Source organism: Streptococcus oralis, from assembly GCF_004127215.1.
GTDB lineage: Bacteria > Bacillota > Bacilli > Lactobacillales > Streptococcaceae > Streptococcus > Streptococcus oralis_BD.
This window is the reverse complement of the sequence record NZ_QEWJ01000004.1, coordinates 123,906-140,419: the sequence shown is the minus strand read 5'-3', so window position 1 is coordinate 140,419 and position 16,514 is coordinate 123,906. Positions and strand designations below refer to the sequence as shown.

18 protein-coding genes and 1 pseudogene are annotated in these 16,514 nt (G+C 34.9%); 7 read left to right on the top strand and 12 right to left on the bottom strand.

The genetic code is table 11. The annotated features are described in order from the left end of the window. The 8 genes and pseudogenes from DF216_RS04900 to DF216_RS04865 form a co-directional block, all read right to left on the bottom strand. Positions 1 to 116, bottom strand: a pseudogene (locus DF216_RS04900) (transposase); the annotation flags it as partial. Positions 117 to 324: 208 nt separating this feature from the next. Beyond that, the gene (locus DF216_RS04895; RefSeq protein WP_129326151.1) at positions 325 to 1,590 is read right to left on the bottom strand and encodes a tyrosine-type recombinase/integrase; all 1,266 of its coding nucleotides are present in this window, start codon (positions 1,588 to 1,590) and stop codon (positions 325 to 327) included. 91 nt (positions 1,591 to 1,681) lie between these two features. After that, positions 1,682 to 1,942, bottom strand: a complete 261-nt coding sequence (locus DF216_RS04890; RefSeq protein WP_129326150.1) for a helix-turn-helix transcriptional regulator — start codon at positions 1,940 to 1,942, stop codon at positions 1,682 to 1,684. Beyond that, positions 1,939 to 2,520: a replication protein gene (locus DF216_RS04885; protein ID WP_129326149.1), complete on the bottom strand. Its 582-nt coding sequence runs from the start codon at positions 2,518 to 2,520 to the stop codon at positions 1,939 to 1,941. The genes DF216_RS04890 and DF216_RS04885 overlap by 4 nt, the downstream gene beginning before the upstream one ends. 163 nt (positions 2,521 to 2,683) lie before the next feature. Further along, a complete protein-coding gene (locus DF216_RS04880) occupies positions 2,684 to 3,298 on the bottom strand; it encodes a hypothetical protein (protein ID WP_129326148.1) in 615 nt (204 codons plus the stop codon). 3 nt (positions 3,299 to 3,301) lie between these two features. Then, positions 3,302 to 4,378, bottom strand: a complete 1,077-nt coding sequence (locus DF216_RS04875) for a cell division protein FtsK (RefSeq protein WP_129326147.1) — start codon at positions 4,376 to 4,378, stop codon at positions 3,302 to 3,304. Continuing rightward, entirely contained in the window at positions 4,378 to 4,692 is a 315-nt protein-coding gene (locus DF216_RS04870; protein WP_129326146.1) for a hypothetical protein, read from the bottom strand. The genes DF216_RS04875 and DF216_RS04870 overlap by 1 nt, the downstream gene beginning before the upstream one ends. Positions 4,693 to 4,790: 98 nt before the next feature. After that, the gene (locus DF216_RS04865; protein ID WP_129326145.1) at positions 4,791 to 5,321 is read right to left on the bottom strand and encodes a hypothetical protein; all 531 of its coding nucleotides are present in this window, start codon (positions 5,319 to 5,321) and stop codon (positions 4,791 to 4,793) included. 290 nt (positions 5,322 to 5,611) lie between these two features. Here DF216_RS04865 and DF216_RS04860 point away from each other — a divergent pair, with 290 nt between their 5' ends. Beyond that, complete coding sequence (locus DF216_RS04860; RefSeq protein WP_129326144.1) at positions 5,612 to 7,540, top strand: hypothetical protein; 1,929 nt, start codon at positions 5,612 to 5,614, stop codon at positions 7,538 to 7,540. A 22-nt stretch (positions 7,541 to 7,562) separates the two neighbouring features. Here DF216_RS04860 and DF216_RS04855 read toward each other — a convergent pair whose 3' ends face one another. Then, positions 7,563 to 8,351 carry a hypothetical protein gene (locus DF216_RS04855; protein WP_129326143.1) on the bottom strand — a complete coding sequence of 263 codons (789 nt, stop codon included), beginning with the start codon at positions 8,349 to 8,351 and terminating at the stop codon, positions 7,563 to 7,565. Between the two features lie 215 nt (positions 8,352 to 8,566). On the opposite strand from DF216_RS04855, the gene DF216_RS04850 reads away from it, so the two are divergent. Genes DF216_RS04850 through DF216_RS04840 form a run of 3 tightly spaced genes read left to right on the top strand, consistent with a single transcriptional unit; the run spans position 8,567 to position 11,526 of the window. Further along, on the top strand, positions 8,567 to 9,340 hold the full coding sequence (locus tag DF216_RS04850; protein ID WP_129326142.1) for a hypothetical protein: 774 nt from the start codon (positions 8,567 to 8,569) through the stop codon (positions 9,338 to 9,340). A 13-nt stretch (positions 9,341 to 9,353) separates the two neighbouring features. Next, the gene (locus DF216_RS04845) at positions 9,354 to 10,859 is read left to right on the top strand and encodes a serine/threonine-protein kinase (protein ID WP_129326141.1); all 1,506 of its coding nucleotides are present in this window, start codon (positions 9,354 to 9,356) and stop codon (positions 10,857 to 10,859) included. A 16-nt stretch (positions 10,860 to 10,875) separates the two neighbouring features. Then, positions 10,876 to 11,526 (top strand): hypothetical protein, encoded by a 651-nt coding sequence (locus DF216_RS04840; protein ID WP_129326140.1) that lies wholly within the window; start codon positions 10,876 to 10,878, stop codon positions 11,524 to 11,526. A 381-nt stretch (positions 11,527 to 11,907) separates the two neighbouring features. Here DF216_RS04840 and rpmG read toward each other — a convergent pair whose 3' ends face one another. Both rpmG and rpmF read right to left on the bottom strand, forming a co-directional pair. Then, the gene (rpmG, locus tag DF216_RS04835; RefSeq protein WP_001265622.1) at positions 11,908 to 12,057 is read right to left on the bottom strand and encodes a 50S ribosomal protein L33; all 150 of its coding nucleotides are present in this window, start codon (positions 12,055 to 12,057) and stop codon (positions 11,908 to 11,910) included. Between the two features lie 15 nt (positions 12,058 to 12,072). After that, the gene (rpmF, locus tag DF216_RS04830) at positions 12,073 to 12,255 is read right to left on the bottom strand and encodes a 50S ribosomal protein L32 (RefSeq protein ID WP_000290417.1); all 183 of its coding nucleotides are present in this window, start codon (positions 12,253 to 12,255) and stop codon (positions 12,073 to 12,075) included. Between the two features lie 230 nt (positions 12,256 to 12,485). Between rpmF and ilvD the strand changes: the two genes are divergently transcribed. Then, complete coding sequence (gene ilvD / locus DF216_RS04825) at positions 12,486 to 14,189, top strand: dihydroxy-acid dehydratase (RefSeq protein WP_000137343.1); 1,704 nt, start codon at positions 12,486 to 12,488, stop codon at positions 14,187 to 14,189. A 60-nt stretch (positions 14,190 to 14,249) separates the two neighbouring features. On the opposite strand, the gene DF216_RS04820 is transcribed toward ilvD, so the two are convergent. Continuing rightward, positions 14,250 to 14,591: a metal-sulfur cluster assembly factor gene (locus tag DF216_RS04820; RefSeq protein ID WP_001204052.1), complete on the bottom strand. Its 342-nt coding sequence runs from the start codon at positions 14,589 to 14,591 to the stop codon at positions 14,250 to 14,252. Between the two features lie 166 nt (positions 14,592 to 14,757). Between DF216_RS04820 and hisS the strand changes: the two genes are divergently transcribed. Then, on the top strand, positions 14,758 to 16,038 hold the full coding sequence (hisS, locus tag DF216_RS04815; RefSeq protein WP_129326139.1) for a histidine--tRNA ligase: 1,281 nt from the start codon (positions 14,758 to 14,760) through the stop codon (positions 16,036 to 16,038). Continuing rightward, the gene (locus tag DF216_RS04810) at positions 16,038 to 16,505 is read left to right on the top strand and encodes a hypothetical protein (protein WP_129326138.1); all 468 of its coding nucleotides are present in this window, start codon (positions 16,038 to 16,040) and stop codon (positions 16,503 to 16,505) included. Before hisS ends, DF216_RS04810 begins: the two co-directional genes overlap by 1 nt. The last annotated feature ends 9 nt before the right edge of the window (positions 16,506 to 16,514 follow it).

The window sequence follows — 16,514 nt, the reverse complement described above, 5'->3', positions numbered from 1 at the left end:
ATCATGTACCTAAGATTAGAATTGTTTATCCCAAATTTATTTGAAAGTTGCTCTAAGCTATATCCTTGTTTTCTAAGTTCATAGATCTGAACTTTATCCTCATAACTCAATTTCATAATAAAACACCTCAAAAGTTAGATTTTTTCTGTCTAACTTTTGGGGTGCAGTTCAAAATCAGCGTTTTTATTATGTATTGATTCGTATTGAATGCTTACTTCACTTCTGTAAAGGTTGTTAATGTTATTTTAGCACCCTTTAAACGCCGTCATATCAACGTCTTAAGATTGTTCTATAGAAAATGTAGTCATAAATGTAGTCATTTTGCTATGCCGTCAATTTTGCAATTTCTTTGAGGTAGATTTCAACTGCTTCTGCCTTCTTTTTCGGTGCCAATTCAGCATAAGTATCCATTGTCGTTTTAATCGATTTATGGCCCATTCTTATCTGTAGTTCTTTCCAATTTGCACCAGCATTCAGCATCAAAGAAGCGTGTGTATGACGGAAAAGGTGGAAACCATAGTTTGGCAGTCCCAACTCAGTCAAACGCTTTTTAAGCGTTGCACGTTCATTTCTATCACACATATAGTTCCCGTAAATTGTTGGGAAAATTAGGTCCACAGTTGGTAAATCATGACTCACAAAGTAATCACTCATCTCAGCATGAAAAGCTTTCAAGTCATCCAAAACTTGTCTCGGAACTGCAACTCTTCTGTTACCAGCATCAGTTTTGGCACTGGTCTTGCAAATCACCTCACCCTTGATCCCAAGTTTCTTATCTCCAGCTTTCCACATCAGCGTCTTATTAACTATGATTTCATTGGAATCAGAATCGAGATCATGAATCGATAAAGCAAGAAGCTCATTGATTCGAAGCGCAGAAGCTAGAAGTGTGTCGCAGATGACTTTGAATCTTCGATTTGCTCGAGTATCAGGGAGATTATCAAGGTAGTTCAGCCAAGTAGCCAAGTCCTCTCCATGCAATACCATGATTCTCTCCTTTACCAACTTCGGTTTTGGAGGGATTTTTACTGTCCGAGCTGGATTATGAGAAAGTTCGAAATTCGTAATCCCATAATCAAAAATATCACTGAGTTTATAGATAACTGCACCGAAATCTTTTGCGTGCCCCTTTTTGGATTTTTTAACACCCGATTCAACAGACTTTTTAGATTGTTGAGCTAATTTATTAACCCAAATCTGAATATCTGCAGATTTTATTTCTTCAGGCCTATATTCTCCAAACTTAGGGATGATATAGGTATCAAGATAACTTCGAACTCGGTTGATCGTATTTTGAGAAGTCACCCAAGTTACAAAACTGATAAACCAGGCTTCTGCTAACTCCTCGAAGTTATTAATCAACAAGGTCTCTTTTAGAGTTGAACCCTTCTCTTCAAAATCAATTCGAGCTTGAATGATTTTCCTATCAAGACTTTTTAGAGTTTTAGCAGTTATAGATGAAGTAACTTTTTTACCAGTTTTAACATCTACACCAATATATACACCACGTTGCGTATAGCTAATAGTTCCGTTACTCTTGATAGTTTTAATGACTTTTCGATTGTTGTGAATGATAGTTTCTTTCTGCATAGTAGCCTTTCACGTTCGGATATATAAAAGGCTAAAATAACAACCTCACATTATTCTATGTGATAGTACTATTTTAGCACATTTCTTAGAATTAAGGAGTTAAATAGGTCAGCACATCCTCCATTCTATAGTAGACAGTTCTAGTCCCCTCAATCGGTGGTTCTAGACGCCTTAGTCCAGTTTTCTCCCAAGACTTCAACGTGTTAGGAGAAATCTTAAGTATCGAAAGCAGTTCCTTCTGTGTAAGTATACTTACATGCTTTTGAGTAGCTTCTTGCTTCTGCATCAAAGCTAGCAAACAATTCAAAATCTGTTCAATTTGATTCAATTTAATGAGTTCATTATTCGTCATTTTCCACTCTCCTTTCCATGGCTGGAGTGCCTACGAGAATCTAGATATTTTGCGAAAAAGTACGTCTTATCAATAATTAGATTCAATAACGAAGGATTCTCAACTCGTGCATATCTAACAAGATTGTTAAACTCAGTAAAGTTGTGTTCCTCGATAATATCAATCACAGTTGAAAGAAATTGTTCGTTATTGTTAGTGATTAGAAATTGTTCCAATTCAAAACCACAACCTGATTCAATCTCATCCATATCGTAAAGTGTTTTGTCAGGATTCTCTGCGTGTATGAAATAATCATACATCCCCTTTGGTGACATAACTACCTCTACATGAGAAGGTGTATGTAGTTTTTCAGTTAGTAACTCTGAAATCTGCGTATAGCTTTTAAGTGATTCGAAAAATAGGACCCCGTGCTTATGCGCTTTTTTAAATTCTCCAGTTTCTTTATTAACATCCTTATCATGCCAAGGACTCAAGACAAATGGAATATGCATCCCCTCTAGAATATCAAGATAGTTTTCCGGCGCGCTTTCTTGATAAAGCAGGAAGGCCCATTTATTGGAACGTTTATCTTTGACCATGAATACCTCCCTTCAATTAACATTTTCAAATTGTTTGCAATTTGAGTGATTATTGATTGTTGATGTAATGGGGGTCGTAGTAACCCCATTACACACAAACAGAATAATATTGAAAATATGGGCTCTTTGGCCTTCACTTTGTGGGCCAAGCCCATATTTCCCTTTATCTTTTAGTTCCTATAAACCAAAGTTTATTGCCTTTTCGATATGATGAAGAAAAATAATAGTTTGGATTCCTACTTGAAATTTCTTCCTTTATATCATCTTCCATTTCTTTTAGAAGCCTTTGGGCTTGTTGAGTACGAGGAACAAGAAGTAAGATAGTAACGGTTTCTTTTCTTACATCTACTGTACATCCTAATATAGATTGATTGAAATTTTTTAATATGGGATTGATTCGAGTAACAGTCTGGTTCTCAATCGTACTCATTGATTCAGATTTTTCATCTTGCTTTAGAAATTGCCTCATAAGAGAAGTTTGATAGATAGACTTGAAATAATTCCACAATGAGTCTTTTGATAGTCGTTGAACAATCTCAATGATTATCAAAAGGAAAGTAATGAAAATGAGACAGAATGATAACAGTTGAATGTAGTATTCAAGAGTAGTTAACTTATCTAGTATTGTTGTAAGAAAGCCTTGCATTCCAGAGAGTTTAGTGGTTTCTATCGTTTGAATAAGTAAGTTAATTCCAATCTTAAAGAAAAAACTAAGCAACGCAAGCACTATCAAGTTCGCATTTAGGTTGTAGGTCGTTTGAAAGAAAGTTTTTTTCATATGTTACAGAATGCCTTTCTTTGTATAGTAAGTAGGGCAAAGGAGAGGTAAAACTTGATAAGGATGTTCATTATCAATAATCTGAATAAGTCCGGTTCCTTTTCCTATAGGGATAACAATACCTTCAGGATCTAGGTCAGGGAATAGAAATTGTGTTGTCTTCTTGTTGATATTACCAATTTGAATTAAAACATTTAATTGCTCCCTAACAGATATAGGTATAGTATTATAGTCATAGCGCTGGCTAACCAGCAACAAATGGATAGATGTGGCACGCCCCAAAAGAGAAACTTGAGCTAAGAGAGAGAAGAATGAATCTTTAATAGTTTTATTGACTCCCTCGGACAACGCCAACACTTCATCAATGACAATCGTCAAATGTTCAAATTTATGATCTGGATTATCATAGAGAATCTCCTGTCTCTGTTGGATAAGATTCAAGCAGTTACTCAAATTCTCGTTGATTTCTGAAACAAAGTCAGACTTAGAACGATTCTTTTGAGGATGTAGAACCGGAATGCCATGTTCGCGAGCCCATCGACTGGGTGTGTCAAATTTGGGATCTACAATTATTAAATCTGAAATGTTTTTTAGTAGACTAAGAAAATAGGTCAGAGCGTAAGACTTACCAGAACCGCTATTCCCTGCTATAGCTATCGAAGTTACTTTATTGTAGTCAAGAGTAAGGTTTTTCATTATAGGAATCAAATACCCTTTTTGATTATCTGAGAATTCTTCCAAATCAGAAATAACTAATCGCTCAGATATACCTACTCTCCAAGGAAAGAAGAGTCCACGTTGAACATGGATATCATCTGTTTCTAGTGCCATAAAATAAGCCGAATTTTGTTTGAGAAGAGTGAAGCGAGGGTACAGAGAAGCATTTGCAATCAGAAAAATTTTTTGATAGAGATCATCATCAATGATATAGCTAGCTGGCAAACGAGGAAGAAAGAGAAATCCTTCTTCCATAACCTTACAGTCAAAACTATTAGTATAGCTGGTTTCTCCTTGCATAATACTTCCCAGCCCCATGTTTAAACTTTGAAGCAGATACTGCTCTAGTTCCTTTCTAGTCATTATTTAATCCCCTTAACATTATCAGCTTTGAAGTAGACATTAAAGCCGACCTCGCAAGCTTGTAAATTTTCAAACTGTACCAAGGCCATATAGGAGGGAAGTTCTATTTCGTTTTCAAATTTGACACGAAAAGGTGGAAGTCCCTTCTGAGAGAACCAGGCTTTATAAGCAACAATTTCCCCTGTCGGTTGATTATCTTCAAATTTAATTTGTGGTTCTAACTCTATGCTTAAGCAATAAACACCTTGCTTGCTATCTATATACTCATTTGCTGTATTAGTTGAATAACCACTTTTACGATTTCTTGTTTTCATAAGTTTCACCTCGTATTTAATTATTTGTCTTGGCCAAGACATTTTTAGTTTAACGTAGATTCTGAAAGCAAACTGTCAGTTTTCTTGACAGTTTACTATTAAATTTGTGATATTAAACAAGCTAATTCAGATAACCAATCAGTTAATTTTTCAGCTATTTGATGAGAAGTTTCTTCCTCGGGGAAATCTGAAATAAAGTTTGACAAAGAACATAGGAAAACTTCTTTGTTTTTTTCAATGAATTGAGATACATCTTTCTGAGAAATATTTAAAAAATTTTTTTCTAATAACTGCTTTAGAAGCGTGTCTTCAAATACAGGATCAGTTAAAATCGTAGTTATTATATTTTTAATCAGCAATAATTCAAATTTCTTATTCGGAAAGAATAAATCTCTGGGATGTTTATAATCTAAACTAGTTTGAAAAGCTAGCGAAGCGTTGAAACTAATATTTCTTTTTCCTTTCAGAATTTGCCCAACCGTTGTTTCAGATAATAGATCAACTTCTTTTTCGTATGATTCATATCCAATTTGGTTTTGTAATATTTGTTTCTCCTTGAACCTTATCTTGAATTCTTCACCTAACAATTTGCAATACAATTTTGTTATCACTTTTCTATATGATGTCATTTTACTTCCTTTGCGTCCGAAGACGGAAAGAAACTAAATAAATCCCAACCGCTAGATGTTAAAAAAGCACACTAAATCAACGGCGAAACCCTACAAGGTATAGACAACTAACAGATATGTCGATACTTTTAGTTTCTATCCGTCCATTCGATGCGCATCATATAGGACTTATTATTTATGTTTGAAAGCAGTAAATTACACTTGACTTTATCTTATGCATCTTTTATTACTTTCATATATAATTAAAACAAAAGTAATAATTTTTATGAACCTGGGATTGAGGGATTTTTATGACTGGCAAAATTTATTCAGAATCGTTTTTTATCGACTATGTATATAATGATAGACAATTATCCATTGCATATAACCTATTGAGACATGTCTTCTTAATGAATACTTTAGATCGTGGGACATATAAACTCTTGGGGCATGAATTTAATCAATGGGATGAAGATACTTTCAATTTATTAATTAACAAACTACAAAAGCTATATCACGAAAAATTTACAGTAGATAGTATTACCAATTTATGGAATAGTGGTGACTCAACAATACATTATGATAAGGAAACTATTCGCAAAAAATTAAGGATTTTTGAAAAAAGAGAAGATATTTTGAATCAATATCTTTTCTCCCTAAATGATAAATTAGAGATTTTAAAGTATGTTTATTGTTCTTTATTCGGTAAAGATACCGAAATTATAGGGAAAGTTTTGTGTACAATCCACGAAGAAATTCCTCAAAAATATTCTAGTAATTCTAAGGGGAAAACTTCTAATGAGTTTGAAAGAAAACTATATCTTTGTTATCTAAAAGATATTGAAAAATTGGGTTTGACATTAGATATTTCAAACATTTCCTCTAAAAATGAAGAATTTATCATTTTTAAATCAATAGAGGATAAAAAAAAAGCTCTTCTAAATATTGAAGAGCAAATTGAAAGGAAATATCATATAAAATTTAAAAAAACAAGTTCGAAATACTGCACTGCATCTATTGGTGGTCTAAAATACCCTCTAACAAATATACCGATAGACTTCCTGAAATATAACGACAACATCATCATTAATGAACAGGACTGTTTTTTAACAATCGAGGATAGATTTTTTTATTTTGACATTCCTTACTTTACAACTGAAATTAAATCTGAAAATACGAAAACAAAATTCAAAGAGGGAAACCTTCAAAAAGTATATAATGCACCTTTTGTCAGTGAGTTTATAAAATTCTTGAGGGAAGATTTAGAAAATAGTAATCGTACATTTAAAAAAGTACACTATTATGATTTTCCAACACGTAATGAAATATACAATTCTTTACTAACTTTAAAAGATAATAAGGAATTATTGATAGATCAAGTGGGATTTATTAATAATCAAATAATAATTATTATTTTATCGAGATTGATTGATAGTTTTTTTGCAAAAATAAACTTGATGAACAACTTGTATTCAATATTAGTAATCTTCTGTGGAATTCATTACAAAGCTACTTTCAACAGATACTACAATCTTTCAGATAAATTAATTAGCAGCATATTAAACACAATTCTATACTTATCTTCAAAATTCTTTTGTTATACTTTACAGAATATACTATTTGAAAATGATGAAACTTACTGTTCTAAATTTAATTTATATTTTGAGAACCAATATATCGATAATCAAATTGATTTATTTGAATTATACCTTAAATACTGTTATCAGTACATTAACGTTCTGTATAGAGATACGCTCTTACCTCTTGTAAAGGATATAAACTATTATTGTAACATTAAGAGTTTACTCTTAAATTTTAATGAAACAATGGAAGTAGAAGGACTAAACAGAGAAATTAATTCTGAATATTCTTGTTTAATGAGAGAAATAACTTCAATTGAAAAGTCATACCAGAAAATAATAAATCGCCTAGAAGAAGAATATGAATTGTACGATAGTGAAAATCATCAAATGTTAGAAAAATATTATATGAATATCTCAGATAAATTAGTTAAAGATGTAGAAAAGAGATTTAATTCTTTTATGCTTGGTGATCTAAACTTAGATTGGGATGTTTATTTTCAAAAGGGAAATTTCTATGAAAAATTTGAATTAGAATACCAAAACTTTATCTCTCAGTTAAGAACGATTATACCTATTTTTATGGTTGAAAAGAATTTTTCTGATAATGATAAAAAGCTAATGAAAAGTTATTTGGATACGATTGGCATTGTAATATAAAAATCAGGAGATTAAACTTAATTTATAGTTGGATTACTTTTAATAGCTTAGAATGAATTATTTTCCCATTAAAATACGATAATTTTTTTTCGATTTCAGAGATAAAAGCTATTCTAGTAGGAACAGATTTTTCCTTAGAATTATTTACATCGAAATCTTGCTCGCAAGGAATAAAGTTTAATTCATCCGATAAATGATTGAAAACAACTTTTGGAATTTTTAAACTACATAGATAATACCTAGTTTCATCATTTCGAAAAATTCTTAGGTAGAAGTTGTTCCACTTATCTTGCACTAGAAACAATCTGCATTCTCCATAATACATTACAAGATGGTCAGATTCTTCCATTTTTCTTAACTGTAATGATCTTCGAGGCAAGTATTTTCTAATACCATTTTCATTTGTCAATTCGTAATTTTCATCATCACCTTTATCAACATCAACATTATGATTTTGATTTTGAGGTATATTTACCACAATTATTCTATCATCTAAAATACGTTCTAACATTTGTTCAGCTCTGTCAGGAGCGATTTGATCATAGAATACTCTTAATTCTCTTCTAGCAGCAGGTTTAAGTAAGTACTCACAATTTTCTGTATGAACAGAGTTGGGGTAAGCAGCAAGGTAAATTCCATTACTATTCTCTTTTATAGATAATCGTACTTGTTTACACCCAGGACATAGTAGTTGACCTCTGTATCTGTCTCTTGTTGCTTGTTTGTTTCTATAGAATTCCTCTTCTAGTACGTGAAGTTCAAGTATTTCATTGTTGCTTATACAGTACTGATATTTATTTGTTTCAGGCATAATTATTCCTTTTTAATTATATAAATGAAAGGTAAAGATGTTTGTATTTTATTATACCATAATAGTACAAAATACTCTAATACATAAGGTATCCATAGTTGTTACTAAAGGGTAGGTGGTAGCATAAGCTAGTGAACAAAGAAATTATTTGTTGTAAGTGTATTAAGTGTAAAAATTTTAAGATGTTAATGTTATAATAAACTGGAGGAATTTTTATGGAAGAAAATTTAAACCCTAATATTGACCCACGTATAAAATTCAAATTGTTACCACCAGCTACTATTATTAAAAATTTTGTTGATGGAGAGCCCGATTGTAATTATGAGAACTATTTACTAGAGCTACTTAATAAGTCATCTCATTTTAAAGATAAAGGGCAATCTCCTTTCTCTAAACCGTTAAATGAAAATAATGGTCAATGTGATGCAATATCGAAAAATTATGAAATAGACTTTAAATTATTATCATCTAGCACTAGATTACAAGCTAGTCATTTGTTTTCTCTGGGCATTAGCAATTATGGCGATGGTATAATTGGTATTCATGAAAGTAAAAAGAAATTCGGTGAAGTAAAAGCTACTCAGATTCATGTTGCATTCCGAACAAGAGATATATCAGAGCTCACTCGATTAGGGGAAAACTTTTTAAATATTAGAAAGTATGGTATTGAAAGAGATATCATAAAAGTGTTGAAAATGCTTGAAAAACAGAAAAACCTTTTATTATTTTTTCCATATTCGTTTGAGCTGATTGATATACTCGAGACAGATAATTCGGATGATATTATTGTAAGCGCGTTAAATTATGATTTCCACTCACTATTTGAATACAGAAGTTTAAAAGCGAAGGGATTTGATACCTATTTTGTAACTATATTTCAAGATAGATTTTATATTTTTTCTATTCTTGACGACACCCTCTGTTTAATTGAGAAAGTAGATTGTATGTTACTGCCTACATTTATTAAATTAAAGAATTACCATCTATAAGGAGGACGAGTTATTGATCAATCCAGATTTTTACAAAAGACTAGCAAAGATATTCTGTGGAGATGAGACAGAGCTGTTTACTTATAAATCAGGGCCTCAGCTAGTTTCTTTTTTCAATACCCATTTCCATACTCAAGATAGTTATGGTCAGGGCTTTCCTACAAGATGGATATATGTGAATGACAAGCTGTTGGACTTTTCATCTAGAGGCATTATCAATTCATTTTTCAACCTTATACTCAGCAAACAATATCTTTTAACAGAGCGTCAGATAAGTGAAGTGGATGCTATAGAGCATCAGCAGAAAATAATAAATGAATTAGATAAAATTTGTTCTGTTTATTCTTTAAAACTCTCAAGAAAAGGAACTGAATTTTATTTAGTAGAAATTGATTTAGATTTAGTTGAGATTGGAAAGGGTGGCTTTGCTGATATTTATTTCCAAAAATCCACAGGATTAGTGGTAAAAAAACTAAATGAGGAATCTGTGAGACGACAATCGTTGAGAAGTAGGTTAAAAAGAGAGTATGAAATAACTAAGTCTTGTTCGGATATTGAGAGTATTATTCGAGTATTTGATTTCGATAGTAGTAATTGTTCATACACAATGGAAAAAGCCGATGATACATTGGGAAATTATATTGAAGCAAGTGAGCTGACAGAGGATTCTAAACTCAATATATTGCGTCAAATACTTTATACTATGTCTCTTGTCCACCAAAGAGATGTTCTACATAGAGACTTAAGTCCGACCAATGTTTTTTTCGTGAATGGGATAATTAAGATTGCTGATTTTGGTTTAGGAAAAAACCTAAACACTCTGACATCTCATCAAACAATGGACACAACTTCCTTTGGTCAACTCTTTTATTGCGCACCAGAGCAATTAATGCTTTTAAAAGATGCCGATAAACGAAGCGATGTGTATTCGCTGGGACGTATTATTAATTTTGTTATGACTAAGTATCCTAATATTTCTTCTCATTCACTTCGTTCTGTTAGTGAAAAAGCTACGAATTTAGAACCTGATTATAGGTATCAAGATGCTACTGAAATGTTGAGTGCATTAAATGCATGGTTGAGAATTAGAAGCGACGATGCTTTTAAGAAGACAATATGGGAAAAAATTAGCAACGGTGTTTTTGATGACGACATAGAAAACTATATCTATGAAATGCCAGCAAGAGAGTTATGTCAAGAATGTATAAAAAAAGGTAATGTTTTTATTGAAAGCTTAATGATCTTTATGAAGTTAGATGATACACATGCGATTTATATCATTCAGACGATTCATTCTAACTATGAGCAATATTTGAAACGATTTGAAGATGCAGACTCTTTTGCTACTCTTTCTTATAGAGTTCTAAAGGAACAATTTTCATTCAATGTTAAAGAAGTGGCTGCTCAGATTTTACACTATGTAGCTTATGAAGTTGGGCGCTTTTCTGCTCAGCGTAAGATAGATAACTTGATTGAAAATGGGATTGAACCAATGATTGAATCCATATTAGAAAGATAGATTAGGAGGAGATGTAATGACAAACGATGAGTATTTTAATGAAATAGAGACATATTTCATTAAATTAAGAGAATATCGTGAGGAATCAAAGTCGATAGCTGCTGGTATTATTGGTGAAAATCTTACTGAAGATGATTTATTTTTTATTTCTGCACTTAACAGACGAGTTCAATTTATTGATGGAATAATGAACTTATTAAGAACGAGAAATCTGACTTGTACAGGAATTATAGTACGAACACAACTTGATAACCTTATGAGAGTCTTTGCAGCTTTTATATCAGAGGACAGAAGATCATTTATTAAAGAGACATTAAGTGGTACACCTATTAGGAATATGAAAGATAATCAAAATGAAAAGATGACTGATGCCAATCTTAAGAAAAGGATGTCGAAGTATTATCCTGAGATTGAAGAAATTTACAATAAATCATCTGGTTATGTTCATTTGTCTGAAGTCGCATTTCATGAAGCCTTTTGGACCGAACGTTTTGAAAAAGGAGACAAAATTAAATTTTCAGTTGGATTACCCCCAAGAGAAAAACTAAATCCTATTTTAATTGAGTGTGCTGAAGTATTCTGTCACTTTACAGAGATTGAATATGATTTTTACCAAAAAATCATTGATTCAAAAAAAGTTTTTGATAATAAACAAAAAGAGATTTAAAAATCGATATGAACTATGTTGAAATTGAAATATCAATCTTGATAAAAATAGAAGATTTAATAATAAGATAAAATGAATTATGAAGATAGAGAGTATTGCTTCAAAAATCACATTAATCTCAATTGCTTATGATTTATATGATGATTCGTTGAACATTGATGATTGGAAAGCAAAGATTGAATAGATTATAAAATACAAAAACGCTCTAGACAATATGACTAGAGCGTTTTCTATATATCCGAACATCTAATTTATTTCACAAAAAATGTAGTCAAAAATGTAGTCATTCGGTTGATTTTTATTGCAATACATTGAAATTTGAAAATTCAAGAATCGCGTTAAATCAAGGTTTTTTCGTTTCTACTGAAACGTAATGACCTACTATTTAACCTCTGTAAACACAACGTGTTTGCGAAGTTTTGGTGAGTATTTCTTCAATTGAAGACGGTCTGGGGTGTTACGTTTGTTTTTAGAAGTAAGGTACAAGCGTTCACCAGATTCTTTGTGTTCAAGTGTAATATTTACGCGCATGGTATCTCCCTTCTATTATTCAGCTGATGCAGCTTTAGCGATCTTACGTCCTTTGTAGTATCCTTTAAGTGATACACGGTGAGAACGTGAGTAATCTCCAGTAGTTTCGTCAAAGTTTACAGATGGAGCTGTTACTTTGTAGTGTGTACGACGTTTGTTTTTCTTCGCTTTTGAAGTGCGACGTGCAGGTACTGCCATTTTGATTTCTCCTTTAGGTATTTAAATTCGATTCAATCTAGTGATTTTCATCAGCCATACTAGGATAACACATTTTTTTTGTAAAGTAAAGTTACTTGACAAAAAAAGATGAAAAAATTAGAAGTCATTCAATCAAATTAATCGAAATTTTCTGAAAATTCAAGAATTTTCTTCTGTTCATTGCTTTTAAAATGTGCTATAATAGTAAAAACTGAGACGGGAGGGAACAAATGACTGAATTAGATAAACGTCACCGCAGTAGCATTTATGACAGTATGGTAAAATCACCAAACCGTGCTATGCTTCGTGCGACTGGTATGACAGATAAGGACTTTGAGACACCGATTGTGGGAGTGATTTCAACTTGGGCAGAAAATACGCCATGTAACATTCACTTGCATGATTTCGGGAAATTGGCCAAAGAAGGTGTCAAATCTGCAGGTGCTTGGCCTGTGCAGTTTGGGACCATCACGGTAGCAGACGGGATTGCCATGGGAACGCCTGGTATGCGTTTCTCTTTGACATCTCGTGATATCATTGCGGACTCAATCGAGGCAGCTATGGGTGGTCACAACGTGGATGCCTTTGTCGCTATCGGTGGCTGTGACAAGAACATGCCTGGTTCCATGATTGCCATTGCTAACATGGATATCCCAGCTATTTTTGCCTATGGTGGAACCATTGCACCGGGAAATCTTGATGGCAAAGACATTGACTTGGTTTCTGTCTTTGAAGGTATCGGGAAATGGAACCACGGTGATATGACAGCTGAGGACGTGAAACGTCTTGAATGTAATGCCTGTCCTGGCCCTGGTGGCTGTGGTGGTATGTATACAGCTAACACCATGGCGACTGCTATCGAAGTTCTAGGGATGAGTTTGCCAGGATCATCCTCTCACCCAGCTGAATCAGCTGACAAAAAAGAAGACATCGAAGCAGCAGGACGTGCTGTTGTTAAGATGTTGGAGCTTGGTCTCAAACCATCAGATATCTTGACTCGTGAAGCCTTTGAAGATGCTATCACTGTGACTATGGCTCTAGGTGGTTCTACAAATGCTACTCTTCACTTGCTTGCTATTGCCCATGCTGCCAATGTTGACTTGTCACTTGAGGACTTCAATACGATCCAAGAGCGTGTGCCCCACTTGGCCGACTTGAAACCTTCGGGTCAGTATGTCTTCCAAGACCTCTACGAAGTCGGTGGTGTCCCAGCGGTTATGAAGTACTTGCTAGCGAATGGCTTCCTTCACGGAGACCGTATCACATGTACTGGTAAGACTGTTGCTGAAAACTTGGCTGATTTTGCAGATCTTACTCCAGGTCAAAAAGTCATCATGCCACTGGAAAATCCAAAACGTGCAGACGGACCATTGATTATCTTGAACGGGAATCTTGCCCCTGATGGTGCGGTTGCCAAGGTATCTGGTGTTAAAGTGCGTCGCCACGTTGGTCCAGCTAAGGTCTTTGACTCAGAAGAAGATGCTATTCAGGCTGTCTTGACAGACGAAATCGTTGATGGCGACGTTGTCGTTGTGCGTTTCGTTGGACCTAAGGGAGGTCCTGGTATGCCTGAGATGCTGTCACTTTCATCCATGATCGTTGGTAAAGGTCAAGGAGACAAGGTTGCCCTCTTGACAGACGGACGCTTCTCTGGTGGTACTTATGGTCTGGTTGTTGGACATATCGCTCCTGAAGCTCAGGATGGTGGACCAATTGCCTACCTTCGTACAGGTGATATCGTTACGGTTGACCAAGATACCAAAGAAATTTCTATGGCCGTATCCGAAGAAGAACTTGAAAAACGCAAGGCAGAAACAACCTTGCCACCACTATACAGCCGTGGTGTCCTTGGTAAATATGCCCACATCGTATCATCTGCTTCACGCGGAGCCGTGACAGACTTCTGGAATATGGACAAGTCAGGTAAAAAATAAACTCAAAAAGCAAGCCACCTTCGGCTTGCTTCTTTTCATCTTCAAAAGTGATTTGCCTGCTTAACGAGGTGGTAGTCCAAGGGCAATACGGCCGTAGCGACTGATTCGTGTAATCTTCCAAGCGGGTGACCAAGTAACTTCAACCTTGACATCTTCGATGCCCTCGATTTGTTTGAGACCTGCCACGATTTCGATAGGCAGGCTTTCGGCGCAATCACAGGCAGTATCAGTGAAAGTCATGACAATCTTGCAGAGACCTGTTTCGTCCAGATTGATTTCATAAATCAGCCCTAGATTGTAAACATCCAATTCCACATCTGTATCAAAAACCTTCTCTAGTTTTTCGATAATTTGGTCTTGTAAGGCTAAAGCGCGGTCATTGATTTTGATATCGTCTCTCATTACGTCCCTCCACCTGATAAATATCCTCTATTTTCTCATAATTCTGACAATTTGGCAAGTTTTTGATGAATTTTCTGAAAAGACTCTTTTGAGATTTTCTTTTCTCACTGTTTTAATCCCTCTATTTATGGTAAAATAGGACTATTAAGTTTAAAGAGGATTCCCTATGAAATTACAAAAACCAAAAGGAACGCAGGATATTTTACCTGCTGAGTCTGCCAAGTGGCAGTACGTTGAAGGATTTGCACGTGAAATTTTCAAGCGCTATAACTATGCAGAAGTGCGCACGCCTATTTTTGAGCATTACGAGGTTATCAGTCGCTCTGTCGGGGATACGACTGATATCGTAACCAAGGAAATGTATGATTTTTATGACAAGGGTGACCGCCACATCACTCTCCGTCCAGAAGGAACAGCGCCCGTTGTCCGTTCCTATGTGGAAAATAAACTCTTCGCCCCAGAAGTGCAAAAGCCAAGTAAATTCTACTACATGGGTCCAATGTTCCGTTATGAGCGTCCGCAAGCAGGTCGTTTACGCCAGTTCCACCAAATCGGTGTTGAGTGCTTTGGCTCTAGCAATCCAGCTACAGATGTGGAAACCATCGCGATGGCAGCCCATTTCTTGAAAGAAATCGGTATCCAAGGTGTCAAACTGCACCTCAACACTCTTGGCAATCCTGAGAGTCGTGCGGCCTACCGCCAAGCCTTGATTGACTATTTGACACCGCTCAAGGAGACCTTGTCTAAGGATAGCCAACGTCGTTTAGAGGAAAACCCTCTCCGTGTCTTGGACTCTAAGGAAAAAGAAGACAAGGTAGCGGTAGAGAATGCGCCTTCTATCTTGGACTTCCTTGATGAAGAAAGCCAGGCTCATTTTGATGCTGTGCGTCAGATGTTGGAAACTCTTGGAGTAGACTATATCATCGATACCAATATGGTACGTGGTCTGGACTACTACAACCACACGATTTTTGAATTTATCACAGAGATTGAGGGTAATGACTTGACGGTCTGTGCAGGTGGTCGCTACGATGGCTTGGTTGCTTACTTTGGAGGCCCAGAAACTGCTGGCTTTGGTTTTGGACTTGGTGTAGAACGCCTGCTGCTCATTCTTGAAAAGCAAGGGGTGGCCCTCCCTATCGAAAACGCTCTAGATGTTTATATTGCAGTCTTGGGTGAAGGAGCAAATATCAAGGCCTTGGAGTTGGTGCAAGCCCTTCGCCAACAAGGTTTCAAAGCAGAGCGTGATTACCTCAACCGTAAACTCAAAGCTCAGTTCAAGTCAGCCGATGTCTTTGCGGCTAAGACCCTTATCACCCTAGGAGAGAGTGAAGTCGAAAGCGGACAAGTGACAGTCAAGAACAACCAAACTCGAGAAGAGGTGGAAGTTACGCTTGATACAATCAGCCAAAACTTCTCAGAAGTCTTTGAAAAACTAGGGTTTTAATAACAGATAAACCGGTCAGGAACCTACTCCTGACCTTTTTCTTTTGCAAAATGACAAAAATCATAAACTTTTTGACAAATATTGTTGTCAAAAAGAAAAAGATGTGTTACAATAAATTCAAGTTAAGAAATAGAAACCAGAAAGGAACGATTATGTGGGCATTAGGATTTGTACCTCTTGTGATTATGTTTTATCTCTATCATACCCAAAGGGTCAAGAAACTAGAGAATAAAATCAAAAGAATTGAGCAAAAACAGAAAGGAAATAAAGAAATGTCAAGAATTTTAAAAGAACTGATTGGGAAAAAACCGGTCATCGTTGGACAATTGTTTGGGACAGACAACTGGGAAGTTGTAGATGTTGATGAGGAGTGGGTCAAGCTACGACGTGTAGATAAAAAAGGAAAAGAAAAATTCAAGTTGCAACGTATTGAGGATATCCAAACCGTTGAATTTGACGGAGAGTAGGTGTGTAAC